The sequence below is a fragment of the Arthrobacter sp. C2 genome (assembly GCA_024207135.1).
Classification (GTDB): Bacteria; Actinomycetota; Actinomycetes; order Actinomycetales; family Micrococcaceae; genus Paeniglutamicibacter.
Genome location: CP042428.1, coordinates 2,196,715 through 2,218,139, shown reverse-complemented (window position 1 = coordinate 2,218,139; position 21,425 = coordinate 2,196,715). Strand labels below are relative to the sequence as shown.

15 protein-coding genes are annotated in these 21,425 nt (G+C 66.9%); 3 read left to right on the top strand and 12 right to left on the bottom strand.

Annotated elements, in window-relative coordinates; genetic code table 11:
• Positions 1 to 11: 11 nt before the first annotated feature.
• Positions 12 to 1,148, bottom strand: a complete 1,137-nt coding sequence (gene galT, locus FPY90_RS10375; RefSeq protein ID WP_498685414.1) for a galactose-1-phosphate uridylyltransferase — start codon at positions 1,146 to 1,148, stop codon at positions 12 to 14.
• Between the two features lie 269 nt (positions 1,149 to 1,417).
• On the opposite strand from galT, the gene FPY90_RS10370 reads away from it, so the two are divergent.
• Complete coding sequence (locus FPY90_RS10370; protein WP_217641819.1) at positions 1,418 to 2,194, top strand: DeoR/GlpR family DNA-binding transcription regulator; 777 nt, start codon at positions 1,418 to 1,420, stop codon at positions 2,192 to 2,194.
• A gap of 17 nt (positions 2,195 to 2,211) precedes the next feature.
• Here FPY90_RS10370 and FPY90_RS10365 read toward each other — a convergent pair whose 3' ends face one another.
• From FPY90_RS10365 to FPY90_RS10340, 6 genes are all read right to left on the bottom strand, one after another.
• Entirely contained in the window at positions 2,212 to 2,739 is a 528-nt protein-coding gene (locus FPY90_RS10365) for a methylated-DNA--[protein]-cysteine S-methyltransferase (protein ID WP_286135297.1), read from the bottom strand.
• Positions 2,732 to 4,132 carry a DUF1731 domain-containing protein gene (locus tag FPY90_RS10360; RefSeq protein WP_498685412.1) on the bottom strand — a complete coding sequence of 467 codons (1,401 nt, stop codon included), beginning with the start codon at positions 4,130 to 4,132 and terminating at the stop codon, positions 2,732 to 2,734. Before FPY90_RS10360 ends, FPY90_RS10365 begins: the two co-directional genes overlap by 8 nt.
• A 30-nt stretch (positions 4,133 to 4,162) precedes the next feature.
• A complete protein-coding gene (locus FPY90_RS10355; RefSeq protein ID WP_498685411.1) occupies positions 4,163 to 5,683 on the bottom strand; it encodes a S10 family peptidase in 1,521 nt (506 codons plus the stop codon).
• 147 nt (positions 5,684 to 5,830) lie between these two features.
• Positions 5,831 to 6,238: a DUF4282 domain-containing protein gene (locus tag FPY90_RS10350; RefSeq protein ID WP_498685409.1), complete on the bottom strand. Its 408-nt coding sequence runs from the start codon at positions 6,236 to 6,238 to the stop codon at positions 5,831 to 5,833.
• A 124-nt stretch (positions 6,239 to 6,362) separates the two neighbouring features.
• Entirely contained in the window at positions 6,363 to 7,892 is a 1,530-nt protein-coding gene (putP, locus tag FPY90_RS10345) for a sodium/proline symporter PutP (RefSeq protein ID WP_498685407.1), read from the bottom strand.
• Between the two features lie 181 nt (positions 7,893 to 8,073).
• The gene (locus tag FPY90_RS10340) at positions 8,074 to 9,018 is read right to left on the bottom strand and encodes a LysR substrate-binding domain-containing protein (RefSeq protein WP_498685405.1); all 945 of its coding nucleotides are present in this window, start codon (positions 9,016 to 9,018) and stop codon (positions 8,074 to 8,076) included.
• Between the two features lie 233 nt (positions 9,019 to 9,251).
• Here FPY90_RS10340 and FPY90_RS10335 point away from each other — a divergent pair, with 233 nt between their 5' ends.
• Positions 9,252 to 12,788, top strand: a complete 3,537-nt coding sequence (locus tag FPY90_RS10335) for a bifunctional proline dehydrogenase/L-glutamate gamma-semialdehyde dehydrogenase (RefSeq protein WP_498685403.1) — start codon at positions 9,252 to 9,254, stop codon at positions 12,786 to 12,788.
• A gap of 784 nt (positions 12,789 to 13,572) precedes the next feature.
• Here the strand turns inward: FPY90_RS10335 and FPY90_RS10330 are convergent.
• From FPY90_RS10330 to FPY90_RS10315, 4 genes are all read right to left on the bottom strand, one after another.
• Positions 13,573 to 14,811: an ABC transporter permease gene (locus tag FPY90_RS10330; protein ID WP_498685401.1), complete on the bottom strand. Its 1,239-nt coding sequence runs from the start codon at positions 14,809 to 14,811 to the stop codon at positions 13,573 to 13,575.
• Positions 14,808 to 15,689, bottom strand: coding sequence for an ABC transporter ATP-binding protein (locus tag FPY90_RS10325; protein WP_498685399.1), 882 nt, complete (start codon positions 15,687 to 15,689; stop codon positions 14,808 to 14,810). The genes FPY90_RS10330 and FPY90_RS10325 overlap by 4 nt, the downstream gene beginning before the upstream one ends.
• 118 nt (positions 15,690 to 15,807) lie before the next feature.
• Complete coding sequence (locus FPY90_RS10320; protein WP_498685398.1) at positions 15,808 to 16,500, bottom strand: response regulator; 693 nt, start codon at positions 16,498 to 16,500, stop codon at positions 15,808 to 15,810.
• Complete coding sequence (locus FPY90_RS10315) at positions 16,497 to 17,861, bottom strand: sensor histidine kinase (RefSeq protein ID WP_498685397.1); 1,365 nt, start codon at positions 17,859 to 17,861, stop codon at positions 16,497 to 16,499. The genes FPY90_RS10320 and FPY90_RS10315 overlap by 4 nt, the downstream gene beginning before the upstream one ends.
• Positions 17,862 to 18,003: 142 nt before the next feature.
• Between FPY90_RS10315 and FPY90_RS10310 the strand changes: the two genes are divergently transcribed.
• On the top strand, positions 18,004 to 19,821 hold the full coding sequence (locus tag FPY90_RS10310) for a glycoside hydrolase family 15 protein (protein WP_498685395.1): 1,818 nt from the start codon (positions 18,004 to 18,006) through the stop codon (positions 19,819 to 19,821).
• A gap of 28 nt (positions 19,822 to 19,849) precedes the next feature.
• On the opposite strand, the gene FPY90_RS10305 is transcribed toward FPY90_RS10310, so the two are convergent.
• Positions 19,850 to 21,040, bottom strand: coding sequence for a metallophosphoesterase family protein (locus tag FPY90_RS10305; RefSeq protein ID WP_498685393.1), 1,191 nt, complete (start codon positions 21,038 to 21,040; stop codon positions 19,850 to 19,852).
• Positions 21,041 to 21,425 lie beyond the last annotated feature (385 nt).

The window sequence follows — 21,425 nt, the reverse complement described above, 5'->3', positions numbered from 1 at the left end:
GGCATCGTCTTTCACAGGGCGGGAATGGTGTTCGCCAAGCGGGCGGCGGACTCGCGCAGCGCCGCGGCGGCGGCCTCGGGGGTGACATCCCCGATGAACGCGCCCATGGCAGCCTCGGAGCCGGCCAGGTACTTGAGCTTGCTCTCGGCGCGGCGCGGGGAAGTCAGCTGCAGGTGCAGCCAGGCCTCGGACCGGTGCTCGTGCGTCCGCGGAGCCTGGAACCAGCCGGCGATGTACGGGGTGGGGGTGGAGTACAACCCGTCCACGGTGAGCAGCAGCCGGTGGTACATGGCAGCCAGCTCGTCGCGCTCCTCGCCGGTCAGCTCGCCCAGGTCCGCGACCTGGCGGTGGGGCACCAGGTGCACCTCGACGGGCATGCGCGCGGCATAGGGCACGAAGGTGGTGAAGTGGGTGCCGCGTTCCAGCACGCGCCGTCCGTCGGCGACCTCGAAGTCCAGGATGTCGGCCATGAGGTCGTTCCCGGTGCGCGCCTTGTGAGCGGCGGCCCGCGCCAGTTGGTTCTCGGTGCGCGGGGTGGTGTACGGGTAGGCGTAGACCTGCCCGTGCGGGTGGTGCAGCGTCACCCCGATCTCGGCTCCCCGGTTCTCGAACGGGAAGACCTGCCCGATGCCCTCAAGCGCGCCCAGTTCCGTGGTGCGCTGGGCCCACGCCTCGATGACGGTGCGGATGCGGCGCTCGCCGAGCGTGGTGAGCGAATCGGTGTGCCCGGGGCCGAAGGCAATGACTTCGCAGCGCCCGTGGGACGGGCGCACCGCGCCGAGCTCGGCCTCCACGTGCGAGGCATGCTGCCCGGGCCCGAAGGAAGGGAAGCGGTTCTCGAAAACCACGACGTCGTAGGTGTCCGCCGGAATCTCACTGGCCATGTCCGGTCGCGTGGGGCACAGCGGGCATTCGCTGGCCGCCGGCAGGTGCGTGCGGCCCTGGCGGTGGGCGGCGAAGGAGATCCAGTCCCCTGCCAGTGCGTCGTAGCGCAGTTGCGAGGTTGCCGGGCGGGCAGGCAGCTCGCGGGTGTCGGCCGGGGCGGTGAAGCCGGCCGGGACCGCGGCCTCGTCGAAGAAATAGAGCAGTTCCCGTCCGTCGGCCAGGGTGCTGCGTACCGGTTCGCTCGGGCTGGGGTTCTGGTCCACTGCTGCTCCTTGGCGAGATATGTCATCAATCCAAATCAAACAATTCCGATCAAATTCTATCAGAAGGCAACGTAAGGCGGAAGGAGGGGGACGTGCTCCCAAGGGCCCGCTGCCGGACCTCCCCATCATTGGCGGATGTGGGCGCGGGGAAATCCCGGGCAGGGGCTGGCGGATCCGTTCCGCGCAACTTCGAACACCAAACGACGATTTGTGTTCGTTTTTTCGCTACGATGGATTACTGAACCAGATGCCCAACCGAACGGATCGCCATGACCGAGATGCTGGCCAGCGCCCGGCAACAACGCATTCTCGATGCCCTGCGAGAACGCGAGCAGGTGCGCGTGACGTCCCTGGCCGCCGAGCTGGGCGTCTCGGAGATGACGGTGCGGCGCGACCTGAACGCGCTTGCCGAGCGCGGCGCGCTGGTCAAGGTCCACGGAGGGGCCACGCTGGATGCCGCCCCGACCAGCAGCGAACCGGGCTTCACGCACAAGCTCGCACTGGAATCCGGCGAAAAGCAGGCCATTGCCCAGGCCGCCGTGAAGCTGATCAAGCCCGGCATGTCGATCGCGCTGAACTCGGGCACCACCACCTACGCCCTGGCCTCGCAGTGCACCGGGATCAAGGACCTGACAGTGGTGACCAACTCCCCGCGGATCGCCGAGATCTTCTATGCCGCGGCCAACCCGAGCCAGAACATCATCCTTACCGGCGGGATCCGCACCGTCTCCGACGCCTTGGTCGGACCGCTGGCACTCTCGGCGCTGGGCCAGTTGCACGTGGACGTGCTCTTTTTGGGTGTGCACGGCATGACCTCCGAGGACGGGTTCACCACCCCGAACATGCTCGAGGCGCAGACCAACCAGGCCTTCATCAAGGCGGCGGCACGGCAGATCATCGTGGCCGACCACACCAAGTGGGGCGTGACCGGGCTGTGCCAGATCGTCCCGCTGTCCCAGGTCGACGCGCTGATCACCGGACCGCGTCTGGACGAGGAAGCCAAGGTCCTGCTGCGCCAGGCCCTGGACACGTTGATCCTGGCCTGAGCCGCGTCCGAGCTTTCCTAGAACAGGGTTGCCTCGGGCGGCGGCTCGATGCCTTCGAGGCGCAGCAGGAACAGCTTGGCCCCCAGCCCTCCGGCGTATCCGGTCAGCGAACCGTCCGCACCGATGACCCGATGGCACGGAACGATGATCGAGATCGGGTTGCGCCCGTTGGCAGTGCCCACCGCGCGCGTCAGCTTCTCATCGCCCAGCGCCAGGGCCAGCTGTCCGTAGCTGCGGGACGTGCCGAATTCAATGCGTGCCAATTGCTCCCAGACCCGCTTCTGGAACTCGGTTCCCTGCGCATCCAGCGGCACCCCGAAGGCGGTCCGGGTGCCGGCGAAGTATTCGGCAAGCTCGCTCGCGCAGTGGGCGATGAACGGGTCGTCGGCCACCGAGCCCAGCAATTGCCCGAGCTTCTCGGGGTCCGGCGGGTGGGAGTGGTTTTCCATGTAGATCCCGGCGATCCCGCGCGTCGAGGCCACGATCCGCAGCTCGCCGAGGGGCGAGTCCATGACGGCGTGGCGCAGCCGTCGATCCTCAGCCAAGGATCTGCCCCAGCGCCGCCTCGAAGTCCGGATAGGCAAACTCGAACCCGGCATCGGCCAGCACCCTGGAAGTCACGTGCCGTCCGGTGGTGCCCAGTGCCGGGTCGGTGTGCAGCAGCACTGCGCCTGCGGAGAGGATCGGCCTGGGGGTGGGCAGCGAGAACCTGCGCAGGGGCCCGGGCGCCACGCGGGCACGCAGCGCGGCCATCATTTGGCTGTTGCGCACCGGATGCGGGGCCGCGAGGTGGATGGTCCCGGCCGGGAGGGCGAGGTTTTCCTCCAGCCCCAGGGCCGCCCGGACGATGCGCAGCCAGTCGGCCAGGTGGATCCAGCTGACCCATTGGTCCCCGCCGGCCACCGGGCCGCCCAGGCCGACCCGGGCCAGCAGCGACAGTCGGTCCACCAACGGGCTCTCCTGCTCGAAGACCAGGGAGGTGCGCAGGATGTTCAGCCGCTTCGTATGCGCCCCGGCCGCCGCATCCTCCCAGGGCTTGGCCACCCCGGTCATCTGCGCCAGCGCGGCCGCGCCGGTGGGCAGGGAGGAATCCTCGGTGAGGTGCCGTTCTCCGGCGTCGGCGAAGATCGCGGTGGTGCTGGCCTGCAGGAACGCGGACAGCGGCTCCGGGGCGGCATTCGAGGCGTCCACCAGCGCGCGGGTGGAATCCACGCGCGAGGAGCGCAGGCGCGCGATGTTGGCCTCGGTTGGCGGCAGGTCCACCAGTTCCCCGGCCAGGTTCAGCACCGCGGTGTCTGCTCCGGCGCGGTAGAGGACGGTGGACCAGGGACCCTGGTTCTTCCCGTCCCACAGGACCTGGGTGTAGGGGCTGTCGGGACGGATGGTGCGGGTGAGGATGGTGACCTCGTGCCCGCGGCAGTACAGGTCAGCCGCGGCGCGGGAGCCGAGGAACCCGTGGCCCCCGGCGATGACGATGCGCAATTCCTGCGTGGCGGTTCCCCCGGCCAGCGCATAGAGCCGGGCGCAGTTCTCGGCGAAGTGTGCCGCGATCGGCTTGGCCGCGGTCTGCGCGAACACGACGGAGGCCGGGCCTGCGACCGTGACCGACTGGGTCAGTTCGGTGCCCCCGGGAACCTCGCGCAGCGACCAGTCCACCAGCAGGTGCCCGCCGGGCTGCGGCTGGCGCCAGGCGATGGAGCTGCCCTCGTCGAACCGGGTGACGGTTGCCGCTGGTGCGGTGGCCGAATGGATCGGCCCGATGAGCTTCCCCGCGGGGGCCAGGTCCAGCTCGGTCCCGGCGGCCACCGGCACCTCGTGCGGTTCCAGGCGCGCAATGGCCCGGTTCCATTGGGGGACCCGGGATGGGTCGCGCAGCACCTCCCACACCGCGGCGGTGGGACGTGCGAGGAAGTGGGTTTGCGTGCGCTGCCAGGCCATGGTCCCAGCTTAGCCACCCGGACTGCGGTGCTACACCCCCGTGACGAACCCGGCCAGTGCGGCCAGCTGCGTGGTGCGCACGGCCGGGTCCAGGTACATCATGTGCCCGGCCGCGTAGTAGTGGTGGCTGAACCGTTCCCTGGCCGCCGGCGGCACGTCCAGGTGCGCCCAGACGTACTCGGCTGCATAGTGCGGGGTCGCGCCGTCGTGGTAGCCGTAGTCCACGTGCACGCGCAGCTCCGGGATGTCGATGAGCAGGCGCTCGAGGTCCCCGGTGACGTCGATGGGCTTGCCTTCGAAGGTGTCGTAGCTCCAGGGGTTCACCCGGCCGGTGAGCACCTCGTAGGGCAGGTCCGATTCGTAGCCCAGCTCGGCGCGCACGTAGTGGTTGATGGCCGCGGAGAAGGGGCCGGTGATGGCGCGCATCGAGGGGTCGTCCCAGGTGTGGGATTCCTGCAGGCGCGGGGGGACCCCGGTGAAGCGCCCGTCGATGCGCCCGACCATCAGCCCGTTTTCGCGCAGCAGCTCGGTGGCGAATTCCATGTAGTCCCAGCGCAGGTTGGTGCGCCGGATGAAGGACTCGGAGAGCGTGGTGAGCTCGGCCAGGTGCTTGACCACCCCGTCGGACTTGCGCTTGGAGAGCCGGTTGCCCAGGTGCAGGGCCACCACGTAGTCGCCCGAGGCGTAGTCCTCGGCATCGCGCACGATCTCTTCCAGCGGGCGGTTGCCGTGGCGGCCGTGGTAGTGGGCGATCGCCGCGTAGGTGGGCAGGTGCAGGGCGTAGGGGGTGTCGTTGCCCGGGGCGAAGTCCAGGGTGGACATGTTCAGCACCGTGGAGATCAGCCCCAGCCCGTTCACCGCCATGCCGTGGGCCTCCTGCAGGCGCCGGGCCACGGCCACCGCGCGCATGGTGCCGTAGGACTCGCCGATGAGGTACTTGGGGGAGAGCCAGCGCTGGTTGCGGGTGACCCAGAGCCGGATGACCTCGGCGACCAGGTCGCGGTCGGCGGTGAAGGAATGGAATTCGTCGGTGGTCCCGCCCTCAACGACGCGGGAGAACCCGGTGTTCACCGGGTCGATCATCACCACATCGGCGTGCTCGAGCAGCGACTCGGGGTTGTCGATGACCCCGTAGGGTGCCGGGGTCATGTTTCCCACGTCCCCGGAATCGACGATGCGCGGGCCCAGCAGGCCCATGTGCAGCCAGAGGCTGGCCGAGCCGGGGCCGCCGTTGAAGGCGAACACCACCGGGCGCCGGTTGGCCGCCGTTGGTCCGGACGGCTTCTTGGCGCGGGACTTGGTCCCGTTCCCGGTGGCGGGTGCTTCCTCGGTCTCGGCGGTGTAGGCGACCAGGAAGATCTCCGCCTTGGCGTTGAAGCCCTCGGTTTTGCCCTCGGTGTCTTCTTCCTTGCGCAGCACCATCCGGCCGGTGGTGCTGGTGTAGCGCAACCCGGAAGCGGTGCGGTGGCTGCGGGTGACAAAATCGTCCACGACCTCGGGCTTGGGCGTGGTCTCGGGCGCGTTCGGGGAGGGTACGGAGACATCAGGCATGCCAAGATCTTACCGTCGAAAACCGGTTCTCTGTGGGTCCGTGCGCGCTCGCCGGGGGAGGGGAAATGGAACCGGCGGTGGATTCGCGGGGCCGCTAGGGCTTTCCCGTGAATCCACCGCCGGTTTATGCCGTGGCCGGTGGAGCGGCTAGGCCTGCGGCCCATTCCCGTAGGGGTTGGCCGGAGGTGCCGGCGGGCCTGCGGGGCCGCCGAACGAGGGGCCCGTGCCGCCCGGGTAGGTGCCGGGTGCGGGCTGGTTGGAGCCAGCGGCATTGCCGCCGGCCAGGCGCACCAGTTCGCCGGTGTTCTGCGCGGTGCGGATCGTGGCGATCAGCGATTCCAGGCCCATGCGTGCCAACGCCAGGTAGATCAGCACCACCAGGGGGCCGATGATGATCAGCGCCAGGAAGCCGAAGGCCACCTGCCTGGTGGCGAACGCGGAAATCACGATGCCCAGGTACAGGATGCCCAGGCCGATGGTGATCAAGATGTAGACGATCTTGACGACCTTGGGGGTGACGAAGCTGTCGAAATTGAAATCGAAAAGTTCCTTCATGCGACTTTCCTCCCTCTCAGGGGCTCTTTGTATAAGCGAGTGACTATTTGTCGTTCCAAGTCAAGCATGACAATGCCCCCTCGCCGAAACATGGCGAGGGGGCAGGGCCACATCCAGGGGTTGGCTACGGAACGACGGGTGCCTCGACGTAGGGTGCGTTCTCCTCGATTTCCGCTTCCATCGCGGAGAACTCCTCCTCGATGGCGGCGTTGTGCTTGTAGGTGGCACGGGAGGCCAGCACGGCAACCAAGAGGTTGAGCACGAAGCCCGGAACGATCTCGTACATGGCACTGGACAGCACATCGATGTTGCCCCAGACGAAGACCGTCACGGCACCGGTGAGCATGCCCGCCAGGGCGCCGGTGGAGGTCAGCTTGCGCCAGTACAGGCTCAACAGCACGATCGGTCCGAAGGCAGCGCCGAAGCCGGCCCAGGCGAAGGAGACCAGCTCCAGGATGCTGGAATCCCGGTTCAGGGCCAGCGCCGCGGCAACAACGGCCACGACCAGCACACCGGTGCGCCCGAGCATGACCTCGCGCTTGGGGGTCAGCTTCTTGCCGGCGATGTTGTACAGGTCCTCGACCAGGGCCGAGGAGCAGACGATCAGCTGCGAGGACATGGTGGACATGATGGCCGCCAGCACCGCGGCGAGCACCAGCCCCGCCACGAACGGGTGGAAGAAGATCTGGCTCAGCAGCAGGAAGACCGTCTCCGGGTCGGTGATCTCCTTTTCCGGGCTGCCGGCAAAGTAGGCGATGCCGACCAGGGCGGTGACGATCGCGCCCAGTGCCGTGAGCATCATCCAGCCGATGCCGATGCGTCGGGCCGTCTTGGCCTCGGACGGGGAGCGCAGCGCCATGAAGCGCACGATGATGTGCGGCTGGCCGAAGTAGCCCAGGCCCCAGGCCGCGGTGGAGAAGATGGCGACGGCGGCCAGGAATCCGTTGGTCGTGTTGAAGGACGAGAACAGGTTCAGCGCATCCGGGTTGACCTGCGTGATCTTGTCACTGATCTGCCCGATGTTGCCCATCTGGAAGATGGCCACGATCGGGACGGCAATGAGTGCGGCAAACATCAGCAGGCCCTGGGCGACGTCGGTGAGGGTTGCGCCCAGGAATCCGCCGAAGAGGGTGTAAAGCAGGGTGACGCCGGCGACAACGAACAGGCCGGTGAGGTAGTTCCAGCCGAAGGAGGACTCGAAGAACTTGCCTGCGGCCACCATGCCGGAGGAAACGTAGAAGGTGAAGAACGCCAGGATGATGACCGAGGCGGCGATGCGCAGGAAGTGGCTGTTGTCCTTCAGCCGCTTCTCGAAGAAGCTGGGGATGGTGATCGCGTTCTGCGCCACCGCCGTGTAGGAGCGCAGGCGCGGGGCGACGAACTTCCAGTTCAGCCATGCGCCGATGGTCAGGCCGATGGCGATCCAGGCCTCGATGAGGCCATTGAGGTAGATCGCGCCGGGCAGGCCCATCAGCAGCCAGCCGGACATGTCGGAGGCACCGGCGGAGAGCGCTGCGACCCCGGGCTTCAGCCCGCGGCCCGCGAGCATGTAGTCGTCGATGTTGTTGGTGCGCTTGAACGCGAAGTAGCCGATGCCCAGCATGGCGGCAAGGTACACCGCGATGGCTATCAGCTGGAATGTTGAATCGGACATGATGGGTCCTCATGAAGGTTGGGGCGTCCCGGGGAAGGGTGATCCCCGGGGTCTTTCGTTGCCGGCGGCACGGTTGCACTGCCGCACCGGCACGTGCCTGTGGAACGCAACCGGTCTCGAGTATGACAGCAAAGTTCGCCGGTTTGTGGCGGCTCTCACGGTGCCGTTACCCGTTTGTGACCTAAGTAACTGTACCGTCACCGACCGCATGGGGTCCGGGGAGCGCCACCGCCTGCTCGTGCAGCGCCTTGCGCGCGGCCACCAATCCGGGGTGCTGCGCGGAGGAGTGCCGCATGGCGGTGAAGATGGTCCGGTGCGGGGCTCCGGGCAGGTCGACCACGCGCAGGTCCCGTGCCCGGTAGGCCCAAACCAAATCCGGCAGCAGGGCCACGGCGTTGCCGGATTCGACCAATCGCACGTGGGCCTGCAGGTCTGCGGTCTCGTAGCGCACATCCGGCTCGAAGCCCGCGGTGCGGCAGGTCTGCTCGGCCCAATGCCGGGAGGCCGCACCGCGCGGCTCCATGACCCACGGGAGGCCAGCCGCGGCCTCGATGGAGGAGACGTGCCGGAACTCCGCGGGCATCTCGTCGTTGTTTCCCGGCAGCGCCAGGCGGATGGCGTCGTGGGCCAGGATCTTGCGGTCCAGGGCCGCGTAGTGCGGGGCCGCATGACCGGGGTACTGCTCGGCGACGACCAGGTCGAAATCCCGCGCCCACGTCTCATGCAGGGCGGTTTCCGGCTCGTGCTGCACCATCTCCACCCGCAGGTGCGGGTACTGGTGCCGCAGCTCGCGCAGCACCGGGGGAATCAGCGAGAGCACCGCGGTCTGGAACACCGCCAGGCGCACCGTGCCGGCAATCGCCGGCTGGGTCGAGGCGAGGTCGGCCTCGGCACGTTCCATGGAGTCGAGCAGCTCGTCGGTGTGGGCGACCAGGACCTCGGCCTGCGGGGTCAGCTGCAGGCGCCGGCCGACCTTGCGCAGCAGCTTCACCCCGGTCTCCTTTTCCAGCAGCGAAAGCTGCTGGGAGACGGAGGAAGGACTGTAGCTGAGGGCGTCGGAAACCTCGGCAATGGTGCCGCGGATGCTCAGCTCCCGCAGCAGCCGCAGGCGGCGGATTTCAAGCATGGGTTGCTCCCTGGGATGCTCGGTGGGGCGGCCGGATTGCGGCCTTTGTCGACACCCCAACGATACATTGGAAAAGCCGAAGTAAATCGTTCGGGTTTGTTCACTTTTGCCGAAGTGATGGTTGGGTCCATACTGACTGGTGAACCCGCCTATCAAAGCGACACCTTTCGTGTGCAAGATGGGTAGCGGTAGCCCCTTTTTTAGCCACCCCTTTCCTCCAAGGAGAAGCAGCCGTGTCCCTTACGACCCCGCACGTGCGTGTAGTCCCGCCGGCCCTCGCCGCCGACGGCACCGCTCTGGTCCGCCCCCAGGACCTTGCAGACGAAGCCATCAAGCTGGTGCGCCACTGGCTCACCGAAGGCTCGAAGGTTCCCGTGGATGCCTCCGCCGCGCAGCTTGCCGGTGTGCTCAAGGACCCCAACGGCCTGGACTTCACCGTCGGCTTCGTCGACGGCGTGATCCGCCCCGAGGACCTGAAGGTCGCCGCCCGCAACCTCAAGGCCCTGGCCCCGAAGGTCCCCTCCTTCCTGCCCTGGTACATGAAGTCGGCCGTGGCCCTGGGTGGCACCATGGCCCCGATCCTGCCGGGCATCGTGGTCCCGGCGGCCCGCCGCGTGCTGCGCGAGATGGTCGGCCACCTGATCATCGACGCCACCGACGCCAAGCTCGGCGCCTCGATCTCCAAGATCAAGAAGGAGGGCATCGACCTCAACGTCAACCTCCTGGGCGAAGCGATCCTCGGCGAGGGCGAAGCCGCCCGCCGCCTCGAGGGAACCCACAAGCTGCTGGCCCGCGACGATGTCGACTACGTGTCCATCAAGGTCTCCTCCACCGTGGCCCCGCACAACCACTGGGCCTTTGACGAGGCCGTCGAGCACATCATCGAAAAGCTCATCCCGCTCTACCGCCTGGCCGCCACCTCCGCGCCCAAGAAGAAGTTCATCAACCTGGACATGGAGGAGTACAAGGACCTGGACCTGACCATTGCGGTCTTCACCCGGATCCTCGACCTCCCCGAATTCCGCGACCTGGAGGCCGGCATCGTGCTGCAGGCCTACCTGCCCGACGCCCTCTCGGCCATGATCCACCTGCAGGAATGGTCCGCCAAGCGCGTGGGCGCCGGCGGGGCACCGATCAAGGTCCGCGTCGTGAAGGGCGCCAACCTGCCGATGGAGCAGGTCGAGGCAAACCTGCACGGATGGCCGGTTGCCACCTGGAACACCAAGCAGGACTCGGACACCTCCTACAAGTCGGTGCTGGACTACGCCCTGCGCCCGGGACACGTGGAAAACGTGCGCATCGGCATCGCCGGCCACAACCTCTTCGACGTGGCCCTGGCCTGGCTGCTGGCCCAGGGCCGTTCCGTCACCGAGGGCATCGAATTCGAGATGCTGCTGGGCATGGCCACCGGCCAGGCCGAGGCCGTCCGCAAGGATGTCGGGCGCCTGCTGCTCTACACGCCGGTCGTGCACCCGGGCGAGTTCGACGTGGCCATCGCCTATCTGATCCGGCGCCTCGAAGAGGGCGCCAGCCAGGAAAACTTCATGTCCGCCGTCTTCGAGCTGGACAAGAACGAGGCACTGTTCGAGCGCGAGAAGCAGCGCTTCCTCGCCTCCCTGGCGGACCTGGATGACAGCATCCCGGCCCCGCACCGCATCCAGGACCGCAACATCGTGGACCCTGTGGCGATCGAGGCCAAGCTGGCCGGGCTGGCCGATGGCACGCTCGACTTCGAGAACACCCCGGACACCGACCCGGACCTGCCGGGCAACCGCGCCTGGGGCCGGGAGATCGTGAACAAGATGGTCGGCTCGACCCTGGGCAAGGATTCCGTGGCGAAGGCCATGATCCACACCGAGGACGAGCTGAACCGGGTCGTCGAGACCGCCGTTGCGGCCTCGGCATCCTGGCAGGCCATGGGCGCCGCCGCCCGCGCAGCCATCCTGCACCGCGCCGGTGCCGTCATGGAGGCGCACCGCGCAGACCTGCTCGAGGTCATGGGCTCCGAATGCGGCAAGACCCTGGACCAGGGCGACCCCGAGGTTTCCGAGGCCATCGACTTCGCCCACTACTACGCCCAGCGCGGCCTGGAGCTGGAAAACGTCGACGGCGCCACCTTCGTGCCCTCGAAGCTCACCGTGGTCACCCCGCCGTGGAACTTCCCGGTCGCCATCCCGGCCGGCTCCACCCTCTCGGCCCTGGCCTCGGGTTCCTCGGTCATCATCAAGCCCGCGGGCCAGGCGGCACGCTCCGGCGCCGTCATGGTCGAGGCGCTGTGGGAAGCCGGAGTGCCGCGCGATGTCCTGCAGCTGGTCCAGCTCTCCGAGCGCTCCCTGGGCACCGAGCTGGTGTCCCACCCGAGCGTTGACCGGTTGATCCTCACCGGCGGCTACGAGACCGCCCAGCTCTTCCGTTCCTTCCGCAAGGACCTGCCGCTGCTGGCGGAAACCTCGGGCAAGAACGCCGTGATCGTCACCCCACACGCCGACCTGGACCTGGCCGCCAAGGACGTCGCGGCCTCGGCCTTCGGCCACGCCGGCCAGAAGTGCTCGGCCGCCTCGCTGGTGATCCTGGTGGGATCGGCTGCCGACTCCAAGCGCTTCCACAACCAGCTCATCGACGACATCCGCTCGCTGAAGGTCGGCTACCCGCAGGACCCGCAGACCCAGATGGGCCCGGTCATCGAGCCGGCGCAGGGCAAGCTGCTGCGCGGCCTGACCACCCTGGGCGAGGGCGAGAAGTGGGTGCTTGAGCCCAAGAAGCTCGACGAGTCCGGCAAGCTGTGGAGCCCGGGCGTCCGCTCCGGGGTCAAGCGCGGTTCCGAGTACCACCTCACCGAGTACTTCGGCCCGATCCTCGGCGTGATGACCGCAGAGACCCTCGAAGAGGCCGTCTCCATCGTCAACGACATCGACTACGGGCTGACCAGCGGCCTGCACTCGCTGGATTCGGATGAGATGGCCTACTGGCTGGAGAACATCCAGGCCGGCAACCTCTACATCAACCGCGGCATCACCGGCGCCATCGTGCAGCGCCAGCCGTTCGGCGGCTGGAAGAAGTCGGCCATCGGCGCGGGCACCAAGGCCGGCGGACCGAACTACCTGGTGGGCATGGGCTCCTGGGAAGACGCACCGGTCGCTCACACCGGGACGCTCCCGGCAACCTCGGCCGCGCTGCTGAAGGCGGCCGGCGAGTCCGGACTCGAGGCCGCGGACGTGTCCTGGCTCGAAGGCGCACTGACCTCCGACGCCACCGTCTGGGCCAACGAGTTCAACACCGCCAAGGACGTCTCCGGCCTGCACGCGGAGCGCAACGTGTTCCGCTACCGCGCCCTGCCGGTGACCGTTCGCTTCGAGAACGAGACCTCGGGCCACGGCATCGCCGAGCTGGTTCGCGTCGTCGCCGCGGGCATCGCCGCCGGGTCCCGCGTCACGGTGTCCTCCGCCGTCGAGGTCCCTGCAGCAATCCGCGCGGTGCTCACCGAATCCTCGGCCACCGTCGTGGTTGAGGACGCCCAGGGCTTCGGCGCCCGAGCCGCACGCCTGGCCGCCAAGACCGGTCCGGACTCCGCATCCCGCATCCGCCTGATCGGAGGATCGGTCATGGACGTTGCCGAAGCAACCAACGGCAAGCCCGATGTTGCCATCTACGGCAACAACGTGGTTTCCGCGGGACGTGTGGAAATGTTGACCTTCCTGCACGAGCAGGCGGTCTCCATCACCGCGCACCGCTTCGGCACCCCGAACCACCTGAGCGACTCGGTGATCTAGTATCCCGAAGCTCTAACGACGAAGGCTCGTAGCATTCCCATAGAGGGGAACGCTACGAGTCTTCGTTAGTTATGAAGCCAGCTGTCCGACCGCAAAAAGTCATTAGATATGATGTACAGTTCCTGTCAGTTCGTTGTCTAAAAGCTGGAGGCGGTCCCACTTCAAAACTGGGGCTTCTCAATAGAAGTAATGGCGGGACTGCTTTTTCTCAGTTTTCTACGGTTTTTGAGCGAGCGAGGCCTTCGAATGAAGTCGTCGCACGCGAAGCACCTTCGTCAGAAGGAACAAAATAATCGTCGAAACAGTAGGACAAGGAGTATCAATATGAAAGCAGCTCACTCAGTGGCATCTGTAGGAAACCAAGTAGTATCAGGGGCAACCCGCTCATGGTGGCAATATGGACTTGAAACCGTTTGGGCCGTAGGAGCTGGGGTAATGGCAGCCCGCCTCCCACTTTGAGACAACGAACCGAAGGACCCCGAGAGGGGTCCTTCCCGTTTTTAGCACACTGCTGCTCTGCTTCTGCCTGAGCGATCCCTGCCATCGTTTACAACCCGTATATTACTGGTTCAACTTCAGGACCTTGCGCGAAGATAGCGCACTGCCTGACTGCATGAACGCTAGTAATTCTGTGATTGACGGCAAACCGGCCCTGGCGCTTCCTGACACCTAGAAATGTTGAAGAAGCATTCTACTAATCGGGTTCTCTGATTCGATTCCGTGTTACCTAGAAACCTCCGCGTTTAGCCTGTGCCTCGGCTTTGAATCAACGAGGACTGTTGTTCTAATCCTCGAGCTTCAGCGCCTTGCGCCAGGACAATGCCGATCCGGTCTGCATGATCGCCCGGCGGTAGATCTTCTCGCCGAACAGCACCATGGCCCAGGCCGCCGCGACGGCAACGGCCAGCGAGGCGAACGGCTCCCACAGCGGAACATCGCTGCTGAGCAACCGGATGGGCATGGCCACCGAGGAAATCACCGGAACGTAGGAAGCAACGACCAGCAACGTGCCCTTGGCGTAGATGCCGGTGAACAACACCGCCACCAACACCATGATCACCGGGCCCGTGGACTGCTGCAGGTCCTCGGTGCGCGAGGCCATCGCACCCAGCGCCGCCCAGACCGCGGCCAGGATCAGGAAGCCGGCCAGGAAGAAGGCCAGGAACCAGCCGGCGGTGGCGAACACCACCGAAACGAACGGAACCGGGGTGGGCATCATGTTCAAGGCCAGCAGGCCGATCCCCGTGAACAGGCAGAGCTGACCCATGGCCAGGATCATGTTGCCCAGGATCTTGCCCGCGAGCAGCTGGCGGATCGGGATGGCGGTGGCCAGGATCTCCACCACCCGGTTCTGCTTCTCCTCCACCACCGAGTTGGCGATCGGCATCCCGAAGATCATCGCGGACATGTAAAAGAGGAACGAGAAGATGAAGCCCATGACCATGGCCATCGAGTTGCGTTCCGAGTCCCCGTCAAGCAGCACCGGGCTCACGGTGGAACCCGCGGTGAGCGACTCGGGGGAGACCCCCAGCTTCCCTGCGTTGAATTCCAGAGCCTGGGCGCTTGCCGCGTCGCCGAGCAGCGACTGGACCGGGCCGGGTACCTCGTTCAGTGCGGTGAGGCTGTAGCCATCCGGGGTGGGCGCGAGTACCAGGTCGGCGTCCTTGGCGCGCAGGGCATCGAGCGCCGCGGTCCCTGACGACAACGGATGGGAAACCAATTCGACCTTCTGGTCGTTGGCGAGGGCCAGCTCGTTGGCCGAGGCCACCAAGGCGGCGGTCCTGCCGTTTTGCTCGAAGGCAATCGTTGCGGTGGTGGTCTTGTCTCCCATGATCCCGGCGAACAGCACCGAACCCACGATGAGCGCGAGGGTGATCAGCGTGGTGACGATGAACGACTTGTCCCGGACCTTCACCGTGACCTCGCGCAGGGTCACGATCAGCCAGGGCGCGCTTGGCTGTCCGGAAGATGCGGACCGGGCCGGTGCGTCGGTGGGCCTGGTGCGGTGATCGGTGATGCTCATCGGATGACCTCCCGGTAGATTTCTGCCAACGACGGACGTTGCGGAGCGAATTCGGTGACGGCCCCGCGATCCACCGCGATGCGCAAGACGCGCTGGGCAGCCGCGTCATCGGTGAACTCCACCAGGGCCCGCGGGCCCGCGACATCCAGCACCCGCACGCCGGGCTGCTCGCGCAGCCATCCGGCATCGGGCGGGGTCACCACCACGTGCTTGGCGCTGGCCCGCGCCCGCAGCTCCGCGGCGCTGCCGGAGGCCACGATCTTGCCTCCTGCCAGCACCACGAGGTTGTCGCAGAGCTGGTCGATCAGATCCAGCTGGTGGCTGGAGAAGAGGATCGGCACCCCGGTTGCGGCCCGCTCGGCCAACAGCTTGGTCATGGAGTCCACGGCCAGCGGGTCCAGCCCGGAGAACGGCTCGTCCAGGACCAAAGCGGTGGGGTGGTGCATCAGCGAGGCGGCGACCTGCACGCGCTGCTGGTTGCCCAGCGAGAGGGATTCGAGCTTGTCCTTGGTGCGGTCGGCAATGCCGAAGCGGTCCAGCAGGTCCAGGGCCTCGCTGCGGGCATCGGTGCGGCTCATGCCGTGCAGCTGGCCCAGGTACTGGAGCTGGTCCAGCACCTGCTGCTTGGGGTAGAGCCCGCGTTCCTCGGGCATGTAGCCGAAGCGGGCCCGGTCGGTGTCGGTGATCTGCGTGCCGTTGAAATACACCGACCCGGAATGGGACTTGAGCACTCCCATGATGATGCGCATGGTGGTGGTCTTGCCGGCGCCGTTGGCCCCGACGAACCCGGTCATGCCGTCGGCGGGGACGGAAAACGACACCTCGTCAAGCACCGTCCGGTCACCGAATCGCCGGGTGAGACCTTGTACCTCTAACACGGTGGGACATTCCTTTGGTTGGCGGGTGTTCTCCTGCCTTCCAATCTATGTGCCGGGCCGGCCGCGGCGGATCGTTCGAAGGAATGAAATTCGCCTGCACGGAACCTGCGCCCCCGTCTCAGGCCTCCGTCGTAGGGATGAGCCCGACGCGGTAGGCGAAGACGACGGCCTGCACCCTGTCCCGCACCCCGGCCTTGGCCAAGACGTTGGACAGGTGCGTCTTTACGGTTGCCTCCGAGACATACAGGGCAGCGGCGATCTCCGCGTTGGACAGGCCCGAGGCCAGCCTGGTGAGCACTTCGCGTTCCCGGTTGGTCAGCTCGTCCAGCACCCGCCGGTCATCCGGGGCAAGTGCTGCCGTCGGCGCCGCGGGCGTGCCCGGCGCCGAAGAGGCAGTGCCGCGCTTGATGATGCGCAGCGTGACCTCGGGGGAGAGCAGCGCCTGGCCGCCGGCCGCCGCGTGCACCGCCTGGATGATCATTTCCGGTTCGGTGTTCTTCAGCAGGAATCCGCTGGCCCCGGCATCGATCGCGGCAAAGAGGTAGTCGTCGCGGTCGAAGGTGGTCAGCACAACGACCTTGGCGTTGGTTGCCGAGGTGATCTGCGCGGTGGCGCCGACCCCGTCGAGCACCGGCATCTGGATGTCCATGAGCACCACGTCCGGGTGCAGGTCCAGGGCCGCGGCGACGGCCTCCTGCCCGTCGGCGGCCGTGCCCACGACCGCGAGGGACTCGTCGGTGCCCAGGATCAGGGCCAGGGAGGAGCGGATCAGCGACTGGTCGTCGCAGACAAGAATGCGGATGGGGCTCATGGGGTTCCTTCAACGGTGTCGGGCGTGTGCAGGGTGCGCAGCCGGGCGCGGGTGCGCCACCCGGCCGGGGAGCGCGGGCCGATGTCCACCAGCCCGTGGTGCAGCGCCGCGCGTTCCTTGATGCCGCGCAGGCCGTAGCCGCTGCCGGCGGTTCCCGGGCGCGGGGTCCCGTCGTCGATGACCTCGACCTCCACCCAGTCGCCGTTCCCGTCGCTGCCGCTGCGCAGCGAGAGCACCGCCGAGCGTGCGGTGGAGTGCTCGCGCACGTTGGCCAGGGACTCTGCGGCGATCCGGTACAGCGCCAGGCCCAGCCCGGGGCCGACCTCGCCCAGGAAACCCGGCCGGTGTTCGACGGTGATCAGCTGCACCGCGACCCCGGCGCGGGCCGACTGCTCCACCAGCCCCGGCAGCTGCCCCAGCGAGGGTTCCGGGGAACGGTCGGTGGCGCCTTCCGCGTCGGTGTCCCCGTGGCGCAGCACCCGCAGCAGCGAGCGGGTCTCGCCCACCGCCTGGCGGGCCGAGTCCTCGATGCCGAGCATCAGCGCGGCCGAGCGTTCCGGGTCCCGCGGCTGGACCATGCGGGCGGCTGCCGCCTGCACCCCGACGGCCGAGATGTGGTGTGCCACCACGTCGTGCAATTCCCGGGCAATGCGCAGGCGTTCGTCGACCACCGCGCGGCGGGCCAGCTCCTTGGCCTGCTCCTGCAGCTGTGCGGCCTGTTCCACCACGACCTCGTGCCGCCAGGCGCTGCGCCAGGACGTCTCTCCCAGGAAGATGGCCCCGCCGAAGTAGAAGAGGTTGACCAGGAAGTTGTACCCGGCGTAGGCGATGACCGGGTCGATGAAGCCGGAGGTCTCGATGGCGATGGGCAGTTCCAGCTCGGTGCCGTAGAACAGTTTCGCGTTGGTGATGGCCACCAGCAGCCACACGGCCATGGCCAGGATGACGCCGCCCAGTGCCAGCCTCAGGCCGCGCCGGTCGCGCGCCCAGGTGACCGCCGAATAGAGCCCGACGAAGTAGGCGATCTGCGGTGCCAGCTGCATCATGACCGTCGGGAGCCAGGTGCCGAAGCCGATGAACAGCGCCGAGAGCACCAACATCGAGGCGATCGGGAAGCGCCGGCGCACCGCCAGCGGGGCAATCATCGCGCACATGGCCAGGTAGGCCGGGACTCGGTCGGGGGCGTCTTCCGCCGGCGCGAAGCTAAGGATCATTTCCATGCCCAGCAGCGCCGCGGCCATGAGCAGCAGCGTCACCCAGGCATCGCGCCGCAACTGCTGATCGCTCGGTTGCCGGCGTTCCCATTCCTCGGGCGGAAAATCGCCGGGCAGGAAGCGTTGGCGCAAGGCCAGGAATTTCATGGTCCATCCTTTAGTTGCGCAGCTGTCGTCATCATTCCCACACACGAACCTATCGCACCGGGAACCTGCGGGGCGTCTTTCGTTGCGGCACCGGAACCCAAATTCCCTTGTCTGGGAGCGGCAAATGAGATTGGGTGGGGCCATGGGCACTTTCATCGAGGACTACGCGTTGCTTTCGGACCAGCGCACCGCGGCACTGGTCTCCCGGCTGGGCTCGGTGGACTGGCTGTGTTTCCCGCGCTTCGACTCGGGATCCGTCTTCGCCTCGCTGCTGGGCGGCCAGGAGAACGGCCGCTGGCTGCTGGCGCCGCTGCAGGGCGAAGTGGTGAGCCGCAACTACCTCGACGCTTCCTTCGTGCTGCGCACCCTGTGGGCCAGCGACACCGGACAGATCCTGGTCACCGACTTCATGCCGACGGGCAACGGACACTCCGGCATCATGCGGCGCGTGGAGGGGCTTTCGGGAACCATGCGGGTGGAACACGAACTGGTCATCAGGTACAACTACGGGGCGGTGCTGCCGTGGGTGCGGCGCAGCTTCGACCCGGTCAAGGGCACCGAGTCGCTGGTGACGGTTGCCGGCCCGCATGCCGCGGTGCTGCATGCCGCCCGGCTTCCCAAGGCCAGGCACCACACCCACCGCGACGAATTCGACGTGCGGGCCGGGGACGTGTTCGACTTCGAGTTCGCCTGCTATCCCGGGCATGCGGCGACCCCCGAGCCCAGCGACGTGGGCCTGGCCATGACCCAGACCGCGAAGCACTGGCACGACTGGGCCGCGAAGATCCCGCGGCACGAGGCCCACGACGCGCTGGTGCGCCGCTCGTTGCTGGTGCTCAAGGCGCTGACCCACCGCGAGACCGGCGGGATCGTCGCCGCGCCGACCACCTCTTTGCCGGAGTTCTTCGGCGGGGAACGCAATTGGGACTACCGCTACTGCTGGTTGCGCGACGCCGCGCTGACGCTGCAGGTGATGATGACCCACGGCTACGAGCAGGAGGCGCTGCATTGGCGCGACTGGCTTTTGCGTGCCATCGCCGGGGACCACAACAACCTGCAGATCATGTACGGGGTCGGCGGGGAGCGCGAACTGCCCGAGCGCGTCCTGCAGCACCTACCCGGTTACGGGGGAGCCAAGCCGGTGCGGGTGGGCAACGCTGCGGTGCACCAGTACCAGGGGGATGTGGTCGGCGAGGTCATGGTCGCGCTCGACGAGCTGCGCACCATGGGCGGGCGCGAGGACCACTTCTCCTGGCCGCTGCAAAAGGCGCTGATCGACTACGTGATTGCCAACCTTAAACGCAAGGACCACGGCTTGTGGGAAATGCGCGGGAGCCCGGAGTACTTCACGCACTCGCGGGTCATGATGTGGGCGGCCCTGGATGCCGGGGTCCGGGCGGTGACGCACCACGGGCTGACCGGCGACGTGCTGGCGTGGGAGTCCGTCCGCGACAAGCTGCGTGCCGAGATCATGGAAAAGGGCTTCAACGCGGATCTGGACTCGTTCACGCAGACCTACGCCACCACCGAGGTTGACGCCTCGCTGCTGGTCCTGGCCCAGGTCGGCTTCGTCGACTACCAGGACCCCCGGATGCTGGGGACCGTGGCACGGCTGGAGAAGGACCTGCTCGACGCGAACGGGTTCATCCGCCGATACCGCACCGAGGCCGCGGGAGACGGGCTGCCGCCGGGGGAGTACACCTTCTTGGTGTGCACCTGTTGGCTGGTGGAGCAGTATGCCCACTCCGGGCGCCTCGACGATGCCCGGGCCCTGTTCGAGAAGCTCGCCGAAACCGTCAACGACCTGGGGTTGGTGGCCGAGGAATTCGACCCGGTCTCCGGGCACATGGCCGGGAACTTCCCGCAGGCGCTCTCGCACCTGGGGCTGATCCGTGCCGCCGACGCTATCGCGGAGGCCGAGGGGACGCGTCCGTTCAGGCCGCGCCGCGGACCGAAGTAGGACCGCGGGAAACTCGGCCTCCGACCGGCTACCGGCCCTCGGGCAGCGGCAGCGGTTCTGCCAGCGGCTGGCGGGCGGCATCCATGTCGATCCCGTAGTCCTTGGCGAAGACCGTGCGGGTGGAGGTGTAGATGTCCTTGGCGTTCTCGTCGAGCTCGAAGACGCGGGCACCGCGCAGGTTGTGCTGTTGTGCCCCGCCCAGGCCGTAGGGTCCGAAGCCGGTGCCCGGGCCGTATCCCAGCTCGATGCCGAAGTAGTTGCCCATGTAGGTGTTGATGTGGTCGTGGCCGCAATAGGCGCCGCGCACGTCCCCGCGCTCCAGCATCGCGGTGAACAACCCCGAGTTGAACGCGCCGACGTAGACGTCCTCGTTCTTCTCTCCCACGATGCCGTGCTTCTTTGCCGCCTTGGCGTGGTCGGCGTCGTTGGAGGTGAACTGGGAACCGAACCACATGTGGTGGTGTTCCCACAGCGGGATGTGGAAGAACATCAGCGACGGGACCTTGCCGAAGCGCTGTTCTGTGGCCTTTGAAGCCGCGCTGTACCAGGCAACCTGCTCGGGCCGGATCCAGTCGTAGGACTTCAAGCCGGCAAAGTCCTGTCCGCCGACCTTTTCGTCGGCGTAGCGTCCCGAGTCGAGCAGCCAGATGCCGAACACCGGCTTGTTGCCGCGCGAGGAGGAGATCAGCAACTGGGAATTCGAGGACCCGAACACCGCGTCGTCCTTGGTGTTCACGTTGTACTTGTAACCGCGCACGAACTCGAGCATTTTTGGCTCGGTCATCCCGGTGCCATGCACCAGGGAATCCTCGTCGTGGTTGCCAAAGGTCAGGGCCCAAGGGATCTTCCGGGATTCCATGGGCATCACGACGTTGTTGATGGCCTGCTTGACCTCGATGGCGGTGGTGGGCTTGCCGTCAATGACGTCCCCGTTGATCACCACGAAGCCAGGTTTCTCGGCATCCAGCACCGCCTCCATGAGTTCCAGGGTGCGCTTGTCGGTCAAATGGCCGTCCTGCGTGTCGTTGAATTGGACGATTTTGAACTTGCCCTCTGGCCCGAACCTCAGCTTGCCGTCGGGTGAGGCCACCGGCTGCACGGGAGTGGGGGTGGTTGCTGCACTGGCCGGGGCGGTTCCGGCGGCAAGCGCGCCGGAGATGGCCGCGGCGGTGCCGCCGAGCAGGATGCCTCGGCGGGGAACGGACGAGGGAGTTTTCACGTGATGCCTTTCGGTGGTTGCGCCTCGGGGGGACGATCGAACGGGATGGTTCGAGGGCGCGAACAAGACCTTAGAAAGGTTTGGTGACCAACGGGTTAATGCGGGGTTGACGAGGGAATCCGGTGAGTGAAGTCGAAGGTGGGAGCTTTCGGGGTGCGGGCTGCGCTCGCCGAACACGACCTTGCGGCGAGCACCGTTACCTGCAAGAATTCTTGATGCGCCCCAGATGGGCCGAGCTTCCAGGAGGTCAAGGCAACTCACGTCGTTGCCACAATGCAGCGGTTCACGGACCGCCATGCACCGTGGTGACGGTCTTGCGTTCAGCAAGAGCCCCTCCGTATCCGGCGCACACACTTTTCCACACTGCCTGTCGACATGGGCCATG

Excerpts from the sequence above, each read along its gene's own strand:
- FPY90_RS10370 (WP_217641819.1), top strand. The coding sequence starts at position 1,418 with ATGACCGAGATGCTGGCCAGCGCCCGGCAACAACGCATTCTCGATGCC.
- FPY90_RS10360 (WP_498685412.1), bottom strand. The coding sequence starts at position 4,132 with ATGGCCTGGCAGCGCACGCAAACCCACTTCCTCGCACGTCCCACCGCC.
- FPY90_RS10355 (WP_498685411.1), bottom strand. The coding sequence starts at position 5,683 with ATGCCTGATGTCTCCGTACCCTCCCCGAACGCGCCCGAGACCACGCCC.
- FPY90_RS10350 (WP_498685409.1), bottom strand. The coding sequence starts at position 6,238 with ATGAAGGAACTTTTCGATTTCAATTTCGACAGCTTCGTCACCCCCAAG.
- putP (WP_498685407.1), bottom strand. The coding sequence starts at position 7,892 with ATGTCCGATTCAACATTCCAGCTGATAGCCATCGCGGTGTACCTTGCC.
- FPY90_RS10340 (WP_498685405.1), bottom strand. The coding sequence starts at position 9,018 with ATGCTTGAAATCCGCCGCCTGCGGCTGCTGCGGGAGCTGAGCATCCGC.
- FPY90_RS10330 (WP_498685401.1), bottom strand. The coding sequence starts at position 14,811 with ATGAGCATCACCGATCACCGCACCAGGCCCACCGACGCACCGGCCCGG.
- FPY90_RS10320 (WP_498685398.1), bottom strand. The coding sequence starts at position 16,500 with ATGAGCCCCATCCGCATTCTTGTCTGCGACGACCAGTCGCTGATCCGC.
- FPY90_RS10315 (WP_498685397.1), bottom strand. The coding sequence starts at position 17,861 with ATGAAATTCCTGGCCTTGCGCCAACGCTTCCTGCCCGGCGATTTTCCG.
- FPY90_RS10310 (WP_498685395.1), top strand. The coding sequence starts at position 18,004 with ATGGGCACTTTCATCGAGGACTACGCGTTGCTTTCGGACCAGCGCACC.